This window comes from Erwinia sp. PPS120 (genome assembly GCF_047918655.1).
GTDB lineage: Bacteria > Pseudomonadota > Gammaproteobacteria > Enterobacterales > Enterobacteriaceae > Erwinia > Erwinia tasmaniensis_A.
In genome coordinates this window covers 32,264-52,031 of record NZ_JBLREF010000037.1, presented here as the reverse complement: position 1 = coordinate 52,031, position 19,768 = coordinate 32,264, and the positions used below count along the sequence as shown (strand labels likewise).

Genomic DNA, 19,768 nt, shown 5'->3' with positions numbered 1-19,768 from the left:
AACCGCAGGGATTATCCACCGGTATCGCAGGTATTACAGCCCAAACAACCCACCGGCACAGCAGATATCACACCCCCGCACCACTAAAACTAAAGCTCGACCTTCTCTTTATACTCGCACAGATCTTCGATAATGCATGATCCACAGCGGGGCTTACGTGCGATACAGGTATAGCGGCCATGCAAAATAAACCAGTGATGGCAGTCAACCTTGAACTCCTTCGGCACCACCTTCAGCAGCTTATCTTCAACCTGCTCAACGTTTTTGCCGGGAGCAAAATTCGTACGGTTACACACGCGGAAAATATGCGTATCGACGGCAATAGTCGGCCAGCCAAAGGCGGTATTCAACACCACATTGGCGGTCTTACGGCCTACGCCAGGGAGCGCCTCCAGCGCCTCGCGATCCTCTGGAACCTCGCCCTGATGCTTTTCCAGCAAAATACGGCAGGTCTTAATGACATTCTCTGCCTTACTGTTAAACAGACCGATAGTCTTAAGGTAGGTTTTTAACTGATCCACCCCCATCGCCAGTATGGCTGCCGGGGTATTCGCCACCGGATAGAGTTTCGCGGTGGCTTTATTGACGCTGACGTCGGTGGCCTGCGCGGAGAGTAGCACCGAAATCAGCAGTTCAAAAGGGGTGGTGAAAACCAGTTCAGTGGTCGGGTGGGGATTGTTTTCTCGTAGCCGACTCAAAATCTGCTGTCGTTTATCCTTGTTCACAGCGGGCTCGCTTCTCCTTCAGGCAACGTCTTCGCTTCCTTTTCCGCCGCCAGCGCTGCGCGCGCTTTCATTTTATTATCAATAAGATACTTAGCGGCCAACAGCATGCCCAGCCCGATAAAGGCGCCTGGCGGCAGCATGGCAAGCAGCATGGGCGAATCAAAATGCACAACCTGGACGCGCAGTACTTTCGCCCATGGGCCCAGCAGCTGATCGGCGCCGTTAAAAATGGTGCCGTTGCCGATAATTTCGCGAATTGAACCCAGTACCACCATTACGCTGGTCGCACCCAATCCAATCGCCATGCCGTCGAGCGCAGAGAGCGGGACGCTGCTTCTTGAGGCCACCGCCTCCGCACGGCCAACCACGATGCAGTTGGTAACAATCAGCGGGATAAATATGCCTAAAGACTGATAGAGGCCATAGGCGTAGGCATTAATCAGCATCTGCACGCAGCTGACCACCGCGGCAATAATCATCACATAAATGGGAATGCGGATATCGGCAGGCACCCAGCGCCGCGAGGCAGAAATAGCGCTGTTGGTACAGGTCAGCACCAGCGTGGTCGCCAGACCAAGCCCGAGGGCGTTAGTCGAGGTAGATGTCACCGCCAGCAGCGGACAAAGCCCCAGCAGCTGTACCAGCGCAGAGTTATTTTTCCACAGTCCGCCGATAAGTAGCGTTTTTGCTTCACTCATTGGAATCTCCACAGGCTGGCAGCGAGCCTATCTGCTCGGGCAGCGTTTCAATATAAAGCGTGGTGCGTTTTACCGCATTCACCACGGCGCGAGGCGTAATGGTAGCGCCGGTAAACTGGTCGAAATCCCCGCCGTCTTTTTTAACCGCAAAGTGGGGATCGTCCTGACCATTCAATCGCTTACCGTTAAAACTGTTTATCCAGTCAGAAATACGCAGCTCTATTTTGTCACCCAGACCCGGCGTTTCATGGTGCTCCACCACCCGGGTCCCCAGTACGGTGCCGTTAAAATCTGCACCCACTATCATCTGAATAGCCCCAGAATACCCGTCCGGCGCGGTGGTCTCAACCGCTGCGGCCACGGGCTTGTCATCTTTTCGCGCCAGATAGAGATGGTGAGGGCCATTACCCAGTGCCGGATTCGTCACGATATAGCACTCATGCTGAATGGCATTATTGTACATTTCCGGCGGCACCACCTGATCGAGCAGTATTTTTTGCTGCACCGCAGTCTGGTGTTCAATGGTCGGCTTGGTCACCGCATTAATAACCGCCGTCAGGCCGGTAGTGACGGCTGCAAATAACGCCAGCGTCACGCCGTTTTTTCTTATGGCATCCAGCATCATTTCTCCTTGCGGTGGCCGTAAACGCGTGGCTGCGTATAGTAGTCGATCAGCGGTACGGTAATATTCGCCAGCAGCACCGCAAAGGCTACGCCGTCCGGATAGCCGCCAAAGCTGCGAATCAACCAGACCAGCAGGCCAATCAGCACCCCATAGACCAGTCGGCCTTTATTGGTTGTCGAAGCCGTAACCGGGTCGGTGGCGATGAAAAAGGCACCGAGCATGGTCGCGCCGGAAAACAGATGAATAACCGGGGACACCAGGCTGTGAGGTGAGAACAGCCAGCCGAGAGTGGAAAACAGCGCCAGCGAGAGCACGATGCTAACCGGAATATGCCAGCGAATGGTGTTGGTCCACAGCAGAAACAGTCCGCCCAGCAGATAGCCAACGTTTACCCACTGCCAGCCCAGGCCAGCAATCACGCCGCTGTAGACAGGCTGCGCCAGCAGCTGTTCAGCATGATGCCCGGCGCGAAGGCCCGTTTTAAAGGTATCAAGCGGTGTTGCCTGACTAATGCCGTCAATCCCTGCCTGCAACTGCTGCATACTATGACCATCCAGCGTATGGGCGTGGAAAATCATACTCAGGGTATCCATAAAGCTGGGGGTGATGGTCTGCAACGTATCGGGCGGCAGCCAGCTGGTCATCTGTACCGGGAATGAGATAAGCAAAACTACATAGCCGACCATCGCCGGGTTAAACGGGTTCTGGCCCAGGCCGCCATAGAGCTGCTTAGAAATCACTACGGCAAAAACGGTGCCGATAACGATGATCCACCAGGGCGCAAGGGGGGGAATACTGACGCCCAGAAGCAGGGCGGTCAGTAAGGCTGAATTATCACCCAGCGTTTTTGCCAGGGGCAGGCGGCGGAGTTTCAAAATAATGGCTTCTGCTCCCATCCCTGCCGCAGCGGCAATGACCACCTGAATAATGTTGCCCCAGCCAAAAAAATACCACTGTGCGGCAAGGCCAGGGATCGCAGCGAGAAGCACCAGCATCATAATCGTGCTGGTACTGCGTTGATTGTGAGTATAGGGCGAACTAGCGATGCGAAAAGCCATTTAATCCTCTTGCGTAGAATGCTGCGCTTTGCGCGCTTTAGCGCGAGCGATGGCGGCCGCCACCGCCGCTTTACGGGGATCGTCAGCGTGTTCTGTCGCCCCCCGGGTATGATTATCCGTATTCCCTGAAGCGGCGGGCGGTTCCGCGGCGGCGGCTTTCTTCGCTTTGGCGCGGGCAATGGCAGCCTCGACGGCGGCCTTGCGCGGATCGACGGGCATCTCCTCCGAAGCGGCGGGCGGCTCCACGGCGGCGGCTTTCTTCGCTTTGGCGCGGGCAATGGCAGCCTCAACGGCGGCCTTGCGCGGATCGTGCGCCTGCCGGGTGGCGGGTTCGGTTTCCGCCTGGGTCTCAGCCTGATGCGCCCGCGCCTGCGCCTTACGCGCATCATGTTGCATACTGGCTAACTCAGACGTCGTTTCGCCAGTCGCATGCTGCGTCGTGGCAGCGTCGGCAGCCAGCTTCTTCGCATTTACCCGCTCAATCGCAGCCTCAATGTCATTTTGAGCGCTGCCGCTGACGGTACGTTTCGCCTGCTGATGTCGGGCTTCACGCGCCAGTTTTTCTCGCTCAAGACGCTGCTGACGGGCTTCAAAGCGGATTTTCGCCTGAGCCGTACGCTCAGCCTCAAGATCAATGGCGCGAATTTCAGCTTTCTCCTGACGATAATACTGCACCAGCGGAATATTGCTGGGGCAGACCCAGGCACAGGCACCGCATTCGATGCAGTCGGCAATATTGTGCTCGCGCGCTTTATCGTGATCGCCACCGCGGCTGTACCAGTAAAGCTGTTGCGGAAGCAGCGCAGCAGGACAGGCATCGGCACAGGCGCTACAGCGGATGCATGATTTTTCGGGTTCGCTGTCGCCCATTTCACTGGCGGAAGGCGCCAGGATGCAGTTGGTGATTTTCACCACCGGCACGTTCAGTGCGGGCAGGGTAAAGCCCATAAGCGGACCGCCCATGACCACCATCTGACCGGGGCCAGGGGTAAAATCGGCATTATGCAGCAGATGCGCTATCGGCGTGCCGATGCGACCCCACACGTTACCCGGCTGTCCCACGGACTCGCCGGTCAGGGTGACCACGCGCTCAGTCAGCGGCTCGCCGTCGATAATAGCGCGCTTCACCGCATAGGCAGTGCCAACATTCTGCATAAGCACGCCAATATCCGTTGAGCGGCCGCCGTGGGGAACCTCAATGCCGGTCAGGATTTTAGTCAGCTGTTTGGCACCGCCGGACGGATATTTAGTGGGAACAACGCGGATCTCCATGTCCGTGGCGCTGCCCAGCGCTTTTTTCAGCGCGGCTATCGCTTCAGGCTTATTGTCTTCAATACCGATCAGCACGCGCTCTGACTGCAGTACCCAGGCGAGAATGCGGCTGCCTTCAAGCACCTCCTCGGCGCAGTCCTGCATCAGCCTGTCATCAGCAGTAATATAGGGTTCGCATTCGGCGGCATTGATAATCAGCGTTTTAACGCCGCGCAGCCCGCCTCTCAGCTTGGTTGCGGTCGGGAAGCCCGCCCCGCCCAGTCCTGCCACGCCAGCCTGATGAATACGCTCCACCACGGCGCTGCGCTCCGCCTGGCGATAGTCGGTCAGCGGCTGGCGCTCACACCAGCGGTCTTCGCCGTCTGCGCGAATGAAAATGCACATCTCGGCCAGCGCGGATGGATGCGCGGTAATATGGGGCGCAATGCTCTCAACGGTGCCGGAGGTGGGCGCATGCACCGGCAGCATTCTGCCCCGGCCAAACGTCAGCGGCTGACCGCGCAGGACGCGATCGCCGGGGCTGACCAGCAGTTCACCTTCATGACCAATATGCTGCTTAATGGGAATGATGAACCGATCGGGCAGCGGCAGCTGACGCAGAGGCGACCCGTTTGACTGGGTTTTCATTTCCGGCGGATGAATACCGCCCTGGAAATCCCAGATCGGTTCTTTTTTGAAGAGTTTGAACAGATTACGCATGGTTTTCCACAGGGATAGTCCTGATCGGGATACTGTGCAGATCCCACTTCCAGTTTGCGGTGGTGGTGGCAACCGGCCTCATCTCAATACAGTCGGTAGGGCAGGGGGCAACGCAGAGATCGCAGCCGGTGCAGACGTCGCTGAGCACGGTGTGCATGGCGCGGGTCGCGCCGACGATAGCGTCAACCGGGCAGGCCTGGATGCATTTGGTACAGCCAATGCAGTTCGCTTCATCGATCCAGGCAACCTTACGCTCGGGCTCGCGGGCGGCCTCATCGCCGAGCGGCTGAGGCTCAACATTCAGCAGCGTGGCCAGCTTGAGCATGGTTTGCTCTCCGCCGGGCGCGCATTTGTTGATCATCTCACCGTTATTGCCCACGGCGTCAGCGTAAGGGCGGCAGCCAGGGTAGCCACACTGACCACACTGACTCTGCGGCAGGATGGCATCGATCTGCTCAACAATCGGATCCTCTTCCACCTTAAAACGGCGTGAGGCGTAGCCCAATAGCGCGCCAAACAGCAGGCCAAGCGCGCTTAGTACGGCAATAGCAATCCAGACTGCGCTCATCAGAACTTCACCAGCCCGCTGAAACCCATAAAGGCCAGCGCCATCAGACCCGCCGTGACCAGGGCGATAGAAGAGCCTTTAAACGGGGCGGGTACATCGGCCAGCACCAGACGTTCACGGATCCCGGCGAACAGGACCATCACCAGCGAAAAGCCGAGCGAGGCGCTAAAGCCATACAGTGCGGCCTGCAAAAATGTGTGGTTCAGGTTCACGCTTAACAGCGGAACACCCAGCACGGCGCAGTTGGTGGTGATCAGCGGCAGGAAAATACCGAGCAGGCGGTAGAGATCGGGGCTGGTTTTACGCACCACCATCTCTGTGAACTGAACCACCACCGCAATCACCAGGATATAGGCCATGGTGCGCAGATAGACGAGATCCAGCGGCAGCAGAATAAGGTGGTTTACCAGCCATGCGCAAATAGAGGCCAGGGTGATAACGAACGTGGTTGCCAGCCCCATCCCAATAGCCGTTTCCAGTTTTTTGGAAACGCCCATGAAAGGACAAAGGCCGAGAAACTTCACCAGAACGAAGTTATTCACCAGCACGGTACCAATAAAAAGAAGCAGGTAATCGGTCATTATTGCGCCTGATAAAAATGAAAAGCCGCCTATTATCGTGTATAGACGGCAGCAGAACAACCTCTCATCACTAAGGATATCCTCTTAGCGCACGGACGATTAAAATTCTGACGTTTTTTTCCGCATCAGGATTCAATAAACGTGTTTTTAACGCGCTCTGAGCGTTTGAAATAGGGCACAAAGAACGCCGCTGCCAGTAGCGAAAGCAGAAGCGCGTGGAGGGCCGCATCGTCGCTCACCGGTGAGAACGCAAAGGACTTCATTGCCAGCACCACGGTCACCAGCAGCCAGATTATATAATGGCGGGGCAGGCGGCGCGAACGTTGGCAGAATATCCAGGTCACCCAGAGGCTGTATCCCCAAACGATTAGCGACGTTAACAGTGAGATACTCCACTGTAATGTGAACGCATGGGTATGACTGAAAATTGCGGCGCGCATTGTCGGCGTGAGCAGTACGCTCAGATACATGGCAACCATCAGGGCGCTGGTGAGCATGGTCATAATCAGCCAGGCAAGGGGGACCAGAAGAAGTCCGGAGATTCGCACTTTACTCACATCAGACACACTATTTCCTTAGCAAAACGGCGATAAGCACCCCGATCTGTCCCCAGCTTAACGCCGGGTCAGAGGTTAAAACAGGCCAGTTCATGGGCGGGTGAAACTCAGACCACATAGCGCCAGACGGATTTAGGCACCTGGCCCAGGTCAAACAGGCGGCCACCGGAGGCCAGCTCAGCCCGTCGATGGTCGGCAGCGCGGTACATATTTACGATGTCGGCACTGTTGGTCAATGAGTAATTCAGATGATCAAACAGTTTTTCCAGGCTCTCCAGCGAGCTAACTTTACGAAATTTTAACAGATAATCGTGGTCAGTCATGATGGTCGTCATGGGGTAAGAATTAAGAGGCAATCAGTATAAAGATCGGTGGGCGACTGTCCAGAGAGCGAGGGGGCAATCACCTGTAAATTCTGTATAAATTCCGCTACAGGGTCGAAATTTTGGTCAGTGAAGGCGGCTATTTATTCATTTACGGTTTCAGATGGCCGTAATCACTGCGGCACAGCTCACAAAACATGAAAAAACCCCTCTTCCTGCCTGACTAAAAAAGCCCATAAAAATCGCCTGTTCCATCTGTAATCGTTTCCACTGTGTGTAATGATAAGCGCTTCTCTTTAATACACTTATTTAACATTACCTTAAACTTGCAGACGCATTTGTCCATAGTGGCAGCAGATTAACACCTCGCCCCATCCTGACCTAACGTCCTTTATTGAATGGATTTTGTGAGCATTGTCGAAAATGTTTTTTTGACTTTAGTCCAGGCTTAAGCCGGGTTTTATTCGGAACAATGGCATCCCCTCAGAGGAAAGAAAACATGTGGAAGCGTTTACTTTTAACCACGCTTATCAGTGCCAGCCTGTCGGGTTATGCCTCAGCAGAATCGATGACGGTGGGTTTTTCGCAGGTGGGCTCCGAATCGGGCTGGCGTGCGGCAGAAACCAGCGTAGCGAAAAGCGAGGCTAAAAAACGTGGTATTACGCTGAAAATCGCCGACGGTCAGCAGAAGCAGGAAAACCAGATTAAAGCGGTACGGTCCTTTATCGCACAGGGCGTGGATGCAATTTTTATTGCCCCGGTGGTTCAAACGGGCTGGGAGCCGGTACTGGAAGAAGCACGCGAGGCGAAAATTCCCGTATTCCTGCTGGATCGGGCCATCGTGGTTAAAGATAAGTCGCTGTATATGGCAGTGGTCACCGCAGACAACGTTTACGAGGGCAAACTGATTGGCGACTGGCTGGTAAAAGAGAGAAACGGTAAACCCTGCAATGTGGTCGAGCTGCAGGGGACGGTTGGGGCCAGCGTAGCCATTGACCGGAAAAAAGGGTTTGCGCAGGCCATCACAGGGGCGCCGGGTATCAAAATCGTTCGATCACAGTCCGGAGACTTCACCCGCAGCAAGGGGAAAGAAGTGATGGAGAGCTTTATTAAGGCAGAAAATAACGGCAAAAATATCTGCATGGTCTTTGCGCACAATGACGATATGGCGATCGGCGCCATTCAGGCGATTAAGGAAGCGGGTCTTAAACCCGGTAAAGATATCCTGACCGGTTCCATTGACGGCGTGCCGGATATTTATAAAGCCATGCTGGCCGGGGAGGCCAACGCCAACGTTGAACTGACGCCGGATATGGCCGGACCCGCCTTCGACGCGCTGGAAAAGTTCAAAAAAGAGGGCACCGTGCCGCCAAAAATTATTAAAACGGAATCCCGGCTTTTCCTGCCTGCCGATGCGCAATCGCAGGCGGATAAGAAAACAGGAATGGGTTACTGACCCCCGCACCGCCCTGTCAGGGCGGTTTTTTATGGTTAAGGCGAAGCCGTATGACTCTGCAACACTCTTCCCCGCCGCCCCTGCTAAGCATAAGCGGCGTCAGTAAACTTTTTCCCGGCGTTAAGGCACTGGATAACGTCTCCTTTGACATCCGGCCCGGCGAAATTATGGCGCTGCTAGGCGAAAACGGTGCCGGAAAATCCACGCTGATTAAAGTGCTGACCGGTGTCTATCAGCGTGATGCGGGCGCTATCCTGTTATCAGGCCGGGAGATCAGCCCTGACAGCACGGCAGATGCGCAGGCCCTGGGCATTGGCACGGTTTATCAGGAAGTCAATCTGCTGCCGAATATGTCAGTCGCCGATAACCTGTTTATTGGTCGTGAGCCACGCCGGCTGGGTTTTATCAACCGGCGTGAAATGATACATAACGCCAGGACGCTGCTGCACCGCTATGGCTTTGAACTGGATGTCACCCGTCCTCTGGGGCAGTATTCGGTGGCGATGCAGCAAATCATTGCTATCTGCCGCGCCATCGATCTCTCGGCTAAGGTACTGATCCTTGATGAACCGACCGCCAGCCTCGATGCCAGTGAGGTGACAATGCTTTTTACACTGATGCGCCAGTTAAAGGAACGTGGCATGAGTCTGATTTTTGTCACCCATTTCCTCGATCAGGTCTACAGGATCAGCGACCGCATCACCGTGTTACGCAACGGGCAGTTTGTTGCCAGCCGGGACACTGAGGGGCTGGCACAAATTGACCTGATAAAACTGATGCTGGGGCATGAACTGCTGGAAACGGCCCTCCAGCGCGCGGGCAGTACCCTGAAGAGCAATCAGCCGGTGGTCGAATTCAACAATTATGGCCGTAAGGGAACGATTGCGCCCTTCAACCTCAGCGTGCGCCCCGGCGAAGCGGTGGGGCTGGCAGGGCTGCTCGGCTCCGGGCGTACCGAAACCGCCGAGCTGCTGTTTGGCATCAGGCGCGCCGACAGCGGTAGCGCTTTCGTTAAGGGTAAAAAGCGGACGATCCGCACGCCAGCGCAGGCGTCCCGTCTGGGGATCGGTTTCTGCCCCGAAGATCGTAAAACTGAAGGTATTATCGGTGCGGCCTCAGTGCGTGAAAATATTATCCTCGCCCTGCAGGCACAGCGTGGCTGGCTCAGGCCGATAAAAAAACGGGAGCAGCAGGAAATTGCCGGTCGTTTTATCAAAAGCCTGGGCATCAGGACGCCAGATGCGGAACAGCCCGTTGAACTGCTCTCCGGCGGCAATCAGCAAAAGGTGCTGCTGTCGCGCTGGCTGGTGACCCGGCCACAGTTTCTTATCCTGGATGAGCCCACGCGCGGGATCGACGTCGGCGCGCATGCCGAAATCATCCGCCTGATCGAATCACTCTGCGCCGACGGGCTGGCCCTGCTGGTTATCTCTTCCGAGCTGGAGGAGCTGGTGGGCTATGCGGATCGGGTGGTGATCCTCAGGGATCGTCAGCAGGTGGCTGAAATTGGGCTGGAGCACCTGTCGGTTTCATCAATCGTCGGGGCCATTGCAGCCGGAGGGAGCCAGCATGCCTGAATCTTCTCTTGTGCCCGCTGAGTCACACCCGCATAAACGCAGGCTGCCTGCGGGGATGCCGCAGCTTGCGGCGTTAATTCTGGTGCTGATTGTCAACAGCCTGGTGGCCAGTAACTTTTTTGCGATCCACCTGCAGGATGGCAGGCTGTTCGGTAGCCCGGTCGATATCCTAAACCGCGCCGCCCCGGTTGCGCTGCTATCCATCGGTATGACGCTGGTGATCGCCACCGGCGGGATCGATCTCTCCGTGGGTGCCGTAATGGCCATTGCGGGTGCCACGGCGGCCACGCTGACCGTTTCCGGCCACGGGCTGGCAACGGTGATTCTGATGACGCTCGGCAGCGGGCTGCTTTGCGGATTATGGAACGGCATGCTGGTTGCTTTACTGAGAATTCAGCCCTTTGTTGCGACGCTGATTCTGATGGTAGCCGGGCGTGGCATTGCGCAGCTGATAACCCAGGGGCAAATCGTCACGTTTGACAGTGAGTCGCTGGCGCGGGTGGGGAGCGGCACGCTGCTGCTGCTGCCGGTGCCGGTCTGGATAACGCTGGCCGTGGCGCTGCTGGTCTGGCTGGTCTGTCGAAAAACGGCGCTGGGGATGTTTATTGAGGCGGTGGGGATCAACCTGCGCGCGGCGCGTAATGCCGGCGTTAACGGCTGGCTGGTTGTAATGTCGACCTATGTGATTAGCGGGCTGTGCGCGGGGGTAGCAGGGCTGATTGTTGCGGCAGATATCCGTGGTGCCGATGCCAATAATGCCGGGCTTTGGCTGGAGCTGGATGCCATTCTGGCGGTGGTGATTGGCGGAGCATCGCTGATGGGTGGCCGCTTTAACCTGCTGCTCTCGCTGGTGGGCGCGCTGATTATTCAGGCGATGAACACTGGCATTCTGCTTTCAGGCTTCCCGCCGGAGTTGAATCAGGTGGTGAAAGCCGTGGTGGTGATGGTGGTGCTGCTGATTCAGACGCCGCGCGTGATTCATTTGTTTAAGAGGAGGCAAAGGTGATTAAACGTCATTTGCCGTTGATGATAACTTTGCTGGTATTTGTCGTGGGCTATCTTTTTTGTCTGGCGCAATTTCCCGGCTTTGCTTCCACCCGGGTTATCGCCAATATCCTGACGGATAACGCTTTTCTCGGCATTATTGCGGTCGGTATGACATTTGTGGTTCTCTCTGGCGGTATCGATCTGTCGGTTGGGGCCGTGATCGCCTTTACCGGCGTTTTTCTGGCGCGGGCGATAGGTGATTACCATTTGGATCCCTGGCTGGCGTTCGCGCTGGTGATGGCAATGGGGGCAGCATTTGGGGCGATGATGGGCTGGCTGATTGATGCGCTTAAAATCCCGGCTTTTATTATTACCCTGGCTGGAATGTTTTTTCTGCGCGGCAGCAGTTATCTGGTAGCGGAGAGTTCGATACCCATCGACCACCCGCTGTATAGCACGCTGTCGGGCCTGGCATGGAGGCTTCCCGGTGGCGGGCGATTAAGTCTGCTGGCGGTTATTATGCTGCTGGTGGTGGGGTTAGGCATTGTACTGGCTCACCGCACCCGCTTCGGGAATGAGGTTTATGCGATTGGTGGGAACGCGACGTCAGCGCGGCTGATGGGAATAGCGACCCGCAGCACAACGGTACGTATTTATATGCTCTCCTCGGCGCTGGCCACGCTGGCGGGGATTGTTTTTTCTGTTTATACCTCGGCTGGCTATGCCCTTGCAGGTATGGGGGTGGAGCTGGATGCGATTGCCTCCGTGGTGATTGGCGGCACGCTGCTGTCGGGTGGCGTAGGTACCGTACTCGGCACGCTGTTTGGCGTGCTGATTCAGGGGCTGATTCAGACATGGATTAACTTTGACGGCACGCTGAGTTCGTGGTGGACCAAGATCGCCATCGGGATTCTGCTGTTTGTTTTTATTGCGTTGCAGAGGTTGCTGACGGTGATGTGGGACCGCCAGCAGAACGCGCCGGTGAAACGGGTGACGTCTCAGGCAAGCGTAGGTGAATGAGTAGCCACGCTTCGCGAGTTACCTTTGGTTTTGACTGTCGATTGGTCTAAAGCGCTGGTCTGCTATACAGCTGCAATATATGCTCTATCGGTGGACAATCCCAGCGGTTGCCGGGCGTCGCAGCTACACGCGTTGCGTGGTGCCTTTACCCGCAGCCAGCACAAAGCAAAAGGACCACACGTGGGCGATACCCCGGACCTAGGCAGTGCAAGGCAGACTGACAGGAGAAGGCATTAAGTCTTTAGCGCATGGGTTTTCTTATTTGCATCATTCTTTCCGCTTTCAAGCCAGGCGATGATTTCACTGGAATATCCGGAACCGCTCTTACCCACAGCCCGCACGATGCAAAAGGAGCAGACGGGCCCCACCCGCAGGCGACCCCTCAGGCCTGTGCAGCACCGGGCCCCACCCGCAGGCGACAATCACCGGGCATCAGGCCCCGCTCCAGTTACCCTCCGCCCTGAAGATTTAACGCTGATTCAGCCGGTAATAAGCTTCGTTCCAGCGCAGCGCATCCTTGAAGCCATGCAGGGTAGTCTCGTCATCAATGACCAACACCTCAATGCCGTGCATCTCGCCGTACTGACGCATATCCTCAACCGTCAGAGCCTGACTGAACACCGTATGATGTGCGCCGCCGCCCAGAATCCAGGCTTCAGATGCCGTTGCCAGTGAAGGCTGGGCACGCCACAGCGCACGGGCAACCGGCAGCTTAGGCAGCGCTTTTGGCTGCTCAATCGCATCCACGACATTCACCAGCAGACGGAAACGATCGCCCATATCAATCACGCTGGCGTTGACTGCGCGGCCCGCCGGGGTGGAAAAAATCAGCCTTGCGGGATCGGCTTTGCCGCCAATGCCCAGATATTGAACGTCGATCACCGGGCGCGTCTCCTTCGCGACAGATGGGCAAACCTCCAGCATATGCGAGCCCAGCACCAGCTCATTCCCCGGTGAAAAATGGTAGGTATAATCCTCCATAAAGGAAGTGCCACCGGGCAGTCCCGTCGACATCACCTTAAAGATATGCAGCAGCGCCGCCGTCTTCCAGTCGCCCTCACCGGCAAAGCCATACCCCTGCTGCATCAGCCGCTGCACCGCCAGTCCTGGCAGCTGCGTCATCCCGTGCAGCGTCTGAAAATTGGTGGTAAAGGCCATGCAGCCCTCGGCCTGCAGAAAACCTTTGATCCCCAGTTCAATACGCGCCGCATCAAAAACGTTCTGACGTTTCTCGCCATTCACTGCGGCGGCGGCAGTAAAGTCGTACAGATTTTCGTACTCATCCACCAGAGCGTTAACGTCGCCGTCGCTTACGCCATTGATCACCTCGACCAGATCGCCTACGCCCCAGCCGTTAACTGCGTAGCCGAACTGGATCTGCGCCGCAACCTTATCCCCCTCGGTTACTGCCACCTCGCGCATATTATCGCCAAACCGCGCCACCTTCAGCTGCTGGCTGGCCTGTTTAGCCGCGGCGGCACGCATCCATTTGCCAATCCGCTCACGGGCGGTCTTATCCTGCCAGTGTCCGGTGATCACGCTGTGCGGTAGGCGCATCCGCGCGCCAATAAAGCCAAACTCACGGCCACCGTGCGCCGTCTGATTCAGATTCATAAAGTCCATATCCATGCTGTCCCACGGGATCTCCGCGTTAAACTGGGTATGAAACTGTAACAACGGTTTATTCAGCACCGACAGGCCGCCAATCCACATTTTCGCCGGAGAAAAGGTATGCAGCCAGGTGATAATGCCAAGGCACTCTTCGGCATAATTGGCTTCACGGCAGAGCGCCAGCGCCTCATCCGGACTTTTTACCAGAGGCTTTAGCATAAGCTGGAAGGGTAACTGCCCGTCGCGGTTCAGGCCGTCAACCACCTGACGGGCATGATCCTCTACCTGACGAAGCGTTTCTGCGCCATACAAATGCTGCGTACCAATAACAAACCAGACCTTAAGCGCATTGAGTGAGGACATATCATTCTCCTTTAAAAGTAGACGGGCGTGAGGCGAACAGCGGTTCGGCGACGTCACACCACTGAAGATAACGCTGATACAGCTGCTGATAGCGAGCAAAGCGCGATTGATCGGGTTGCAGGGTGACGGCCACAGGGCTGGCCATCTTCTGCTGGGCCGTGGCGACGTCGGGATAAACGCCTGCGGCAACGGCGGCAAAAATCGCGGCACCCAATGCGCAGCATTCGTCAGAAGCCACAATATCCAGCGGACGATTCATTACATCGCAGCAGACCTGCATAATCGCTGGTGACTTACGGGCAATGCCCCCCAGCGTCAGAATGTTCTCCACCGGCATTCCCTGCTGTTCAAAGCACTCCATAATTGCGCGGGCGCCAAAGGCAGTTGAGGCGATAAATCCGCCAAACAGGGTGGGCGCATCGGTACCCAGATTAAGATCGGTAATAACACCTTTCAGCCGCTGATTCGCAAAGGGTGTACGGCGTCCATTAAACCAGTCCAGCACCACCGGCAAATGTTCGAGTTGCGGATCGTTGACCCAGGCCTGAGTCAGATCGTTGAGAAGATCTTTCTTAACCTGGCCGATCTCCTCCTTAAGTTGAGGGTGGCGGGCGGTTGCCTGCTCTAACGGCCAGCATAGGAGGCGGCTGAACCAGGCGTACATGTCGCCAAACGCCGACTGACCGGCCTCCAGCCCGATAGCACCCGGCATGACGCTGCCGTCAACCTGGCCGCAAATCCCGCTGATGGCGCTGTTTCCTACCCGCGCGGTATCGGCTATCAGAATGTCGCAGGTTGAGGTGCCAATCACTTTCACCAGCGTCCAGGGTCTGGCGCCCGCGCCTACTGCACCCATGTGGCAGTCAAATGCGCCCCCGGCAATCTGAATGCCCGCAGGCAGATTTAGCCGTGCAGCCCATTCTGTCGTAAGGGTGCCAACGGGCACGTCGGCGGTCCAGGTATCGGTAAAAAGGGGGAAGTCGAGCTGGGTGGTGAGCAGCGGATCGAGGGCATTTAAAAACTCCCGGTCCGGCAGCCCCTGCCAGTCGGGATGCCACAGCGATTTATGCCCGGCGGCGCAACGGCCACGGCGAATCGCATCCGGGGCCGTTGTGCCGCTAAGCAGGGCGGGAACCCAGTCGCAAAGCTCAATCCATGAAACCGCAGCCTCCCGCACGGCGGCATCTTCCCGGCTGACATGCATGATCTTGGCCCAAAACCACTCCGATGAATAAATTCCCCCGATGTAACGTGAATAGTCGTTGAATTTCCCGCTGTGGCAGAGGGTGTTGATCTCTTCGGCCTCTTTAATAGCCGTGTGATCTTTCCACAGTACAAACATGGCGTTGGGGTTATCGGCAAATTCAGGGCGCAGGGCAAGTACTCTGCCTTCCCGGTCAATAGGCGCGGGCGTTGAACCGGTCGAATCTACCCCAATCCCCACCACCTGCTCGCGCTGTTCAGGCGTGAGCAGGGTGACAACGTCACGTATGGCTTTTTCAAACGCATCGATATAATCCTGCGGATGGTGGCGAAACTGATTGATCCTGCTCTGGCTGTATTGCCCCTGCTGCCAGCGCGGATAGGTGACGACCTGCGTATGAAGCTCTTTGCCGCTGGCACAGTCAACCGCCAGGGCCCGAACTGAATCGCTGCCAAAATCCAGACCTAATGTAATTGCACCTAACTGCATTCTCTTCTCCAGGCAGTTTGAGTGAACGGTGTGAATAGCCTAAGAACTCCCTGCCCTGGGCGTTAGACCAGGGACGCTGTAGATATGCACTTTTCTGTCATCTGGCTGCGGATTGTGATGCGGTTCAAAACTTTAAATGGGGTGATTTTGGCTGAATATATGGACTATCTGGTCGTAATTTCAGGGTGTGATTGCGCTCTCCCTTTCGGAATAAGGTTCCCGATAAAAATAGCGCCCATTAACAGACAGGCTGGCATCTGTCCCGAAAATGCCGGTGTTTTAAGCCTTTAAGCAAAATAATTTCATGTTGTTAACATTCAGATAACCCTGCAAAAAGCGGGAACCGAGCCGGAGAGCCTTATGCTTAAAATGACCCATGTACTTGCCGCTGTTGGACTTGCCGCCGTTATGTCACATTCGGCTATGGCCGAACCCATGAAGCTGGGTTTCCTGGTCAAGCAGCCTGAAGAACCCTGGTTCCAGACGGAATGGAAATTTGCCGATAAAGCCGGTAAGGAGAGGGGTTTTGAGGTAATTAAAATTGCCGTACCCGACGGTGAGAAAACCCTCAATGCCATTGACAGCCTGGCCGCCAGTGGGGCGAAGGGCTTCGTTATCTGTACGCCCGATCCCAAACTTGGATCAGCGATCATCGCCAAAGCCAAAAGCTACGATCTGAAGGTGATTGCCGTTGACGATCAGTTTGTTACCGCAAAAGGAAAGCCGATGGATAGCGTACCGCTGGTGATGATGGCGGCCACGAAGATCGGGGAGCGGCAGGGACAGGAACTGTATAAAGAGATGCAAAAGCGCGGATGGGACGTTAAAGAGACCGGTGTGATGGCGATTACGGCCGACGAGCTGGATACTGCCCGCCGCCGTACCTCCGGCTCAATGGATGCGCTCAGGGCGGCCGGCTTCCCGGCGGCGCAGATTTATAAAGTACCGACCAAATCTAACGATATTCCCGGCGCGTTCGATGCGGGGAACTCCCTGCTGGTTCAGCATCCTGCCGTTAAGCACTGGCTGATACTGGGCATGAACGACAATACCGTTCTCGGCGGGGTGCGCGCGACGGAAGGCCAGGGCTTTAAGGCACCCGACGTCATTGGCATCGGCATTAACGGCGTTGATGCCGTCAGCGAGCTGTCAAAAGGCCATGCGACCGGCTTTTATGGCTCCCTGCTGCCCAGCCCGGACGTACACGGCTATAAAAGCATTCAGATGCTCTATAACTGGGTGAGTCAAGGCGCCGAGCCGCCTAAGTTCACCGAAGTGACCGATGTCGTGCTGATCACCCGCGACAACTTCACCACCGAACTGGCCAAAAAAGGGCTGAAATAGCCGCGAAGCATGTCGGTAGCGGGAGCGTTATCAGCCGTTCCCGCGGGTGTGGAAAGCAACGTTTGCAGGAGTTAACAATGAATACGCAACCCGCCTGGCTCAGCTTTCATGCCATCGGTAAAACCTTTCCCGGCGTTAAGGCGCTGCAGGAGATCAGCTTCGACTGCGCCGCCGGTCAGATACATGCGCTGATGGGTGAAAATGGCGCAGGGAAATCCACGCTGCTTAAAATCCTCAGCGGCAGCTATCAGCCGACCAGCGGAGAGATCCGGCTACAGGGCAAGCCCGTCAGCTTTACGCACACCACGGCGGCGCTCGACGCTGGCGTGGCCATCATCTATCAGGAACTGCATCTGATACCGGAAATGTCGGTAGCAGAAAATATCTATCTCGGCCAGCTCCCCCAGCGCGCCGGGCTGGTGAACCGCAAACTGCTGCGCTACGAAGCAGAGCTGCAACTCAAAAATCTGGGGATGGATATCGATCCCGATATGCCGCTGAAGTCGCTCTCTCTGGGTCAGTGGCAGATGGTGGAAATTGCCAAGGCGCTGGCGCGCAATGCTAAAGTCATCGCCTTTGATGAACCGACCAGTTCTCTCTCTTCCCGGGAAATCGAAAATCTGTTCCGCGTCATCCGCAAGCTCAGGGATTTGGGGCGGGTGGTGCTGTATGTCTCTCACCGCATGGAGGAGATTTTTGCGCTAAGTGATGCCATCACCGTGTTTAAGGACGGGCGCGTGGTGCGTACCTTCAGTGACGTCGCGAACACCACGCATGACCAGCTGGTCGAGGCGATGGTAGGTCGCGAAATCGGCGATATCTATGGCTACCGGCCACGTAAAATGGGTGAGATCCGCCTGCAACTTAATAACGTACAGGCCAAAGGGGTAAGGAAGCCGATTTCACTCAGCGTCAGGGCCGGGGAGATCGTTGGCCTGTTCGGTCTGGTCGGAGCCGGACGCAGTGAACTGATGAAGGGGCTATTTGGGGCAACCCGACTGATCGGGGGGGAGCTGTGGCTTGACGGCGAGCGGCTAACAATCCGCGAACCGGCGCATGCTATCCGTGCCGGCATCCTGCTCTGCCCGGAAGATCGTAAGGCAGACGGCATTATTGCTGTTCACTCCGTGCGCGACAATATCAACATCAGCGCACGCCGCAACAACATCAAAGCGGGCTGCCTGATTGACCGTCAGTGGGAAAATCACAATGCGGCCGTCCATATCCGTTCCCTGAACATTAAAACGCCCTCAGCCGATCAGCCGATCATGAACCTGTCCGGAGGCAATCAGCAGAAGGCCATTCTCGGGCGGTGGCTGTCGGAAGAGATGAAGGTGATCCTGCTCGACGAGCCGACGCGAGGCATCGACGTGGGTGCAAAGCATGAAATTTACAGCCTGATCTACGCGCTGGCGGAGAAGGGCATTACGGTGCTGTTTGCCTCCAGCGACCTGCCTGAGGTGATGGGGCTGGCAGATCGTATCGTCGTCATGCGCGAAGGCGAAATAGCCGGTGAACTGAGCCATGACCACGCTACTGAAGCGCTGACGCTCGGCATGGCCATGCCAAAAACAACTCAACAAGCCGCAGTCGTGGCCTGACTGGAAGGAGCAATTTGATGACCACAACAACCTCTCCCGCCGCTGCGCCAAAGCGGCCACAGCGTGCCAGGCTGGGCCATATCTGGGATAATTTCGGCATGCTGGTGGTGTTTGCCGTGTTATTTATCGGCTGCACAATATTTATTCCAAACTTCGGCACGCTAATCAATATGAAAGGGCTGGGGCTGGCCATGTCCATGTCCGGTATGGTGGCCTGTGGCATGCTGTTCTGCCTGGCGTCAGGTGATTTCGACCTCTCCGTTGCCTCGGTAATTGCCTGTGCAGGCGTCACGACGGCGGTAGTGATTAATCTGAGCGAGAGTTTGTGGTTAGGCATCGCCGCCGGTTTGTTACTCGGTATGCTTTGCGGACTGGTCAACGGCTTTGTGATTGCCAGACTGAAAATAAATGCGCTGATCACCACGCTCGCGACGATGCAGATCGTACGAGGGCTGGCCTATATCTTCTCGGATGGCAAAGCCGTGGGGATCGAGGATGAACGCTTTTTCGCGCTGGGCTACACCAACTGGCTGGGCGTACCCGCACCGGTCTGGCTGACCGTGGCAACCCTGATTATTTTTGGCTTCCTGCTAAATAAAACCACCTTTGGCCGCAATACGCTGGCCATCGGCGGCAATGAAGAGGCCGCACGACTCGCCGGCGTGCCGGTCGTCCGGACGCGTATTATTATATTTATCCTTTCCGGGCTGGTTTCTGCCGCCGCAGGTATTATCCTGGCATCACGTATGACCAGCGGTCAGCCCATGACCTCGCTGGGTTATGAGCTGATTGTGATTTCGGCCTGCGTACTGGGCGGCGTCTCGCTGAAGGGCGGGATTGGCAAAATATCCTACGTTGTGGCAGGCGTGCTGATACTTGGCACGGTTGAGAACGCCATGAATCTTCTTAATATCTCACCTTTTTCTCAGTATGTTGTGCGGGGGCTGATCCTGCTGGCAGCGGTGATTTTTGACCGCTACAAACAGAAAAGTAAAGTGGCTTGAGAACGG

General features: G+C 56.2%; 18 protein-coding genes. 7 read left to right on the top strand and 11 right to left on the bottom strand.

Annotation, left to right across the window (positions count from 1 at the left end):
- Window positions 1–89 precede the first annotated feature (89 nt).
- The 9 genes from nth to ydgT form a co-directional block, all read right to left on the bottom strand.
- Entirely contained in the window at window positions 90–725 is a 636-nt protein-coding gene (nth, locus tag ACLRGG_RS17535; protein WP_416250974.1) for an endonuclease III, read from the bottom strand.
- Window positions 722–1,423, bottom strand: coding sequence for an electron transport complex subunit E (locus ACLRGG_RS17530; protein WP_345831415.1), 702 nt, complete (start codon window positions 1,421–1,423; stop codon window positions 722–724). The genes nth and ACLRGG_RS17530 overlap by 4 nt, the downstream gene beginning before the upstream one ends.
- Window positions 1,416–2,045: an electron transport complex subunit RsxG gene (rsxG, locus tag ACLRGG_RS17525; protein WP_416250973.1), complete on the bottom strand. Its 630-nt coding sequence runs from the start codon at window positions 2,043–2,045 to the stop codon at window positions 1,416–1,418. The genes ACLRGG_RS17530 and rsxG overlap by 8 nt, the downstream gene beginning before the upstream one ends.
- Window positions 2,045–3,106 carry an electron transport complex subunit RsxD gene (gene rsxD, locus ACLRGG_RS17520; RefSeq protein WP_416250972.1) on the bottom strand — a complete coding sequence of 354 codons (1,062 nt, stop codon included), beginning with the start codon at window positions 3,104–3,106 and terminating at the stop codon, window positions 2,045–2,047. The genes rsxG and rsxD overlap by 1 nt, the downstream gene beginning before the upstream one ends.
- Window positions 3,107–5,077 (bottom strand): electron transport complex subunit RsxC, encoded by a 1,971-nt coding sequence (gene rsxC, locus ACLRGG_RS17515; protein WP_416250971.1) that lies wholly within the window; start codon window positions 5,075–5,077, stop codon window positions 3,107–3,109.
- Window positions 5,070–5,645: an electron transport complex subunit RsxB gene (rsxB, locus tag ACLRGG_RS17510; RefSeq protein ID WP_067710435.1), complete on the bottom strand. Its 576-nt coding sequence runs from the start codon at window positions 5,643–5,645 to the stop codon at window positions 5,070–5,072. The genes rsxC and rsxB overlap by 8 nt, the downstream gene beginning before the upstream one ends.
- Window positions 5,645–6,226, bottom strand: a complete 582-nt coding sequence (gene rsxA, locus ACLRGG_RS17505; RefSeq protein WP_067710437.1) for an electron transport complex subunit RsxA — start codon at window positions 6,224–6,226, stop codon at window positions 5,645–5,647. Before rsxA ends, rsxB begins: the two co-directional genes overlap by 1 nt.
- Before the next feature lie 125 nt (window positions 6,227–6,351).
- The gene (locus ACLRGG_RS17500; RefSeq protein WP_416250970.1) at window positions 6,352–6,792 is read right to left on the bottom strand and encodes a DUF2569 domain-containing protein; all 441 of its coding nucleotides are present in this window, start codon (window positions 6,790–6,792) and stop codon (window positions 6,352–6,354) included.
- Window positions 6,793–6,890: 98 nt separating this feature from the next.
- Window positions 6,891–7,106, bottom strand: a complete 216-nt coding sequence (gene ydgT, locus ACLRGG_RS17495; protein WP_416250969.1) for a transcription modulator YdgT — start codon at window positions 7,104–7,106, stop codon at window positions 6,891–6,893.
- A gap of 499 nt (window positions 7,107–7,605) precedes the next feature.
- Between ydgT and ytfQ the strand changes: the two genes are divergently transcribed.
- The 4 genes from ytfQ to yjfF are packed head-to-tail and all read left to right on the top strand — an operon-like array spanning window position 7,606 to window position 12,146.
- Window positions 7,606–8,562: a galactofuranose ABC transporter, galactofuranose-binding protein YtfQ gene (gene ytfQ, locus ACLRGG_RS17490; protein WP_416250968.1), complete on the top strand. Its 957-nt coding sequence runs from the start codon at window positions 7,606–7,608 to the stop codon at window positions 8,560–8,562.
- Between the two features lie 50 nt (window positions 8,563–8,612).
- Window positions 8,613–10,139 (top strand): sugar ABC transporter ATP-binding protein, encoded by a 1,527-nt coding sequence (locus ACLRGG_RS17485; RefSeq protein WP_416250967.1) that lies wholly within the window; start codon window positions 8,613–8,615, stop codon window positions 10,137–10,139.
- Window positions 10,132–11,145 carry a galactofuranose ABC transporter, ATP-binding protein YtfT gene (ytfT, locus tag ACLRGG_RS17480; protein WP_416250966.1) on the top strand — a complete coding sequence of 338 codons (1,014 nt, stop codon included), beginning with the start codon at window positions 10,132–10,134 and terminating at the stop codon, window positions 11,143–11,145. Before ACLRGG_RS17485 ends, ytfT begins: the two co-directional genes overlap by 8 nt.
- Window positions 11,142–12,146 (top strand): galactofuranose ABC transporter, permease protein YjfF, encoded by a 1,005-nt coding sequence (yjfF, locus tag ACLRGG_RS17475; RefSeq protein ID WP_416250965.1) that lies wholly within the window; start codon window positions 11,142–11,144, stop codon window positions 12,144–12,146. The genes ytfT and yjfF overlap by 4 nt, the downstream gene beginning before the upstream one ends.
- Before the next feature lie 468 nt (window positions 12,147–12,614).
- Here the strand turns inward: yjfF and araA are convergent, their stop codons facing one another.
- Complete coding sequence (araA, locus tag ACLRGG_RS17470) at window positions 12,615–14,120, bottom strand: L-arabinose isomerase (RefSeq protein ID WP_416250964.1); 1,506 nt, start codon at window positions 14,118–14,120, stop codon at window positions 12,615–12,617.
- A gap of 1 nt (window position 14,121) precedes the next feature.
- The gene (locus ACLRGG_RS17465) at window positions 14,122–15,813 is read right to left on the bottom strand and encodes a ribulokinase (protein ID WP_416250963.1); all 1,692 of its coding nucleotides are present in this window, start codon (window positions 15,811–15,813) and stop codon (window positions 14,122–14,124) included.
- A gap of 360 nt (window positions 15,814–16,173) precedes the next feature.
- Between ACLRGG_RS17465 and ACLRGG_RS17460 the strand changes: the two genes are divergently transcribed.
- The 3 genes from ACLRGG_RS17460 to araH all read left to right on the top strand — a co-directional run bounded on the left by ACLRGG_RS17460 (window position 16,174) and on the right by araH (window position 19,762).
- A complete protein-coding gene (locus ACLRGG_RS17460; protein WP_416250962.1) occupies window positions 16,174–17,157 on the top strand; it encodes an arabinose ABC transporter substrate-binding protein in 984 nt (327 codons plus the stop codon).
- Between the two features lie 77 nt (window positions 17,158–17,234).
- Complete coding sequence (gene araG / locus ACLRGG_RS17455) at window positions 17,235–18,758, top strand: L-arabinose ABC transporter ATP-binding protein AraG (protein ID WP_416250961.1); 1,524 nt, start codon at window positions 17,235–17,237, stop codon at window positions 18,756–18,758.
- Window positions 18,759–18,775: 17 nt separating this feature from the next.
- The gene (gene araH / locus ACLRGG_RS17450) at window positions 18,776–19,762 is read left to right on the top strand and encodes an L-arabinose ABC transporter permease AraH (RefSeq protein ID WP_416250960.1); all 987 of its coding nucleotides are present in this window, start codon (window positions 18,776–18,778) and stop codon (window positions 19,760–19,762) included.
- Window positions 19,763–19,768 lie beyond the last annotated feature (6 nt).

Bases quoted from the DNA above. Each gene is read 5' to 3' on its own strand.
- araH (WP_416250960.1), top strand. From the start codon at position 18,776: ATGACCACAACAACCTCTCCCGCCGCTGCGCCAAAGCGGCCACAGCGT.
- araA (WP_416250964.1), bottom strand. From the start codon at position 14,120: ATGTCCTCACTCAATGCGCTTAAGGTCTGGTTTGTTATTGGTACGCAG.
- ydgT (WP_416250969.1), bottom strand. From the start codon at position 7,106: ATGACTGACCACGATTATCTGTTAAAATTTCGTAAAGTTAGCTCGCTG.
- ACLRGG_RS17460 (WP_416250962.1), top strand. From the start codon at position 16,174: ATGCTTAAAATGACCCATGTACTTGCCGCTGTTGGACTTGCCGCCGTT.
- rsxC (WP_416250971.1), bottom strand. From the start codon at position 5,077: ATGCGTAATCTGTTCAAACTCTTCAAAAAAGAACCGATCTGGGATTTC.
- ACLRGG_RS17485 (WP_416250967.1), top strand. From the start codon at position 8,613: ATGACTCTGCAACACTCTTCCCCGCCGCCCCTGCTAAGCATAAGCGGC.
- ACLRGG_RS17530 (WP_345831415.1), bottom strand. From the start codon at position 1,423: ATGAGTGAAGCAAAAACGCTACTTATCGGCGGACTGTGGAAAAATAAC.
- ytfT (WP_416250966.1), top strand. From the start codon at position 10,132: ATGCCTGAATCTTCTCTTGTGCCCGCTGAGTCACACCCGCATAAACGC.
- rsxD (WP_416250972.1), bottom strand. From the start codon at position 3,106: ATGGCTTTTCGCATCGCTAGTTCGCCCTATACTCACAATCAACGCAGT.
- araG (WP_416250961.1), top strand. From the start codon at position 17,235: ATGAATACGCAACCCGCCTGGCTCAGCTTTCATGCCATCGGTAAAACC.
- rsxA (WP_067710437.1), bottom strand. From the start codon at position 6,226: ATGACCGATTACCTGCTTCTTTTTATTGGTACCGTGCTGGTGAATAAC.
- ytfQ (WP_416250968.1), top strand. From the start codon at position 7,606: ATGTGGAAGCGTTTACTTTTAACCACGCTTATCAGTGCCAGCCTGTCG.
- rsxG (WP_416250973.1), bottom strand. From the start codon at position 2,045: ATGCTGGATGCCATAAGAAAAAACGGCGTGACGCTGGCGTTATTTGCA.
- rsxB (WP_067710435.1), bottom strand. From the start codon at position 5,645: ATGAGCGCAGTCTGGATTGCTATTGCCGTACTAAGCGCGCTTGGCCTG.
- ACLRGG_RS17465 (WP_416250963.1), bottom strand. From the start codon at position 15,813: ATGCAGTTAGGTGCAATTACATTAGGTCTGGATTTTGGCAGCGATTCA.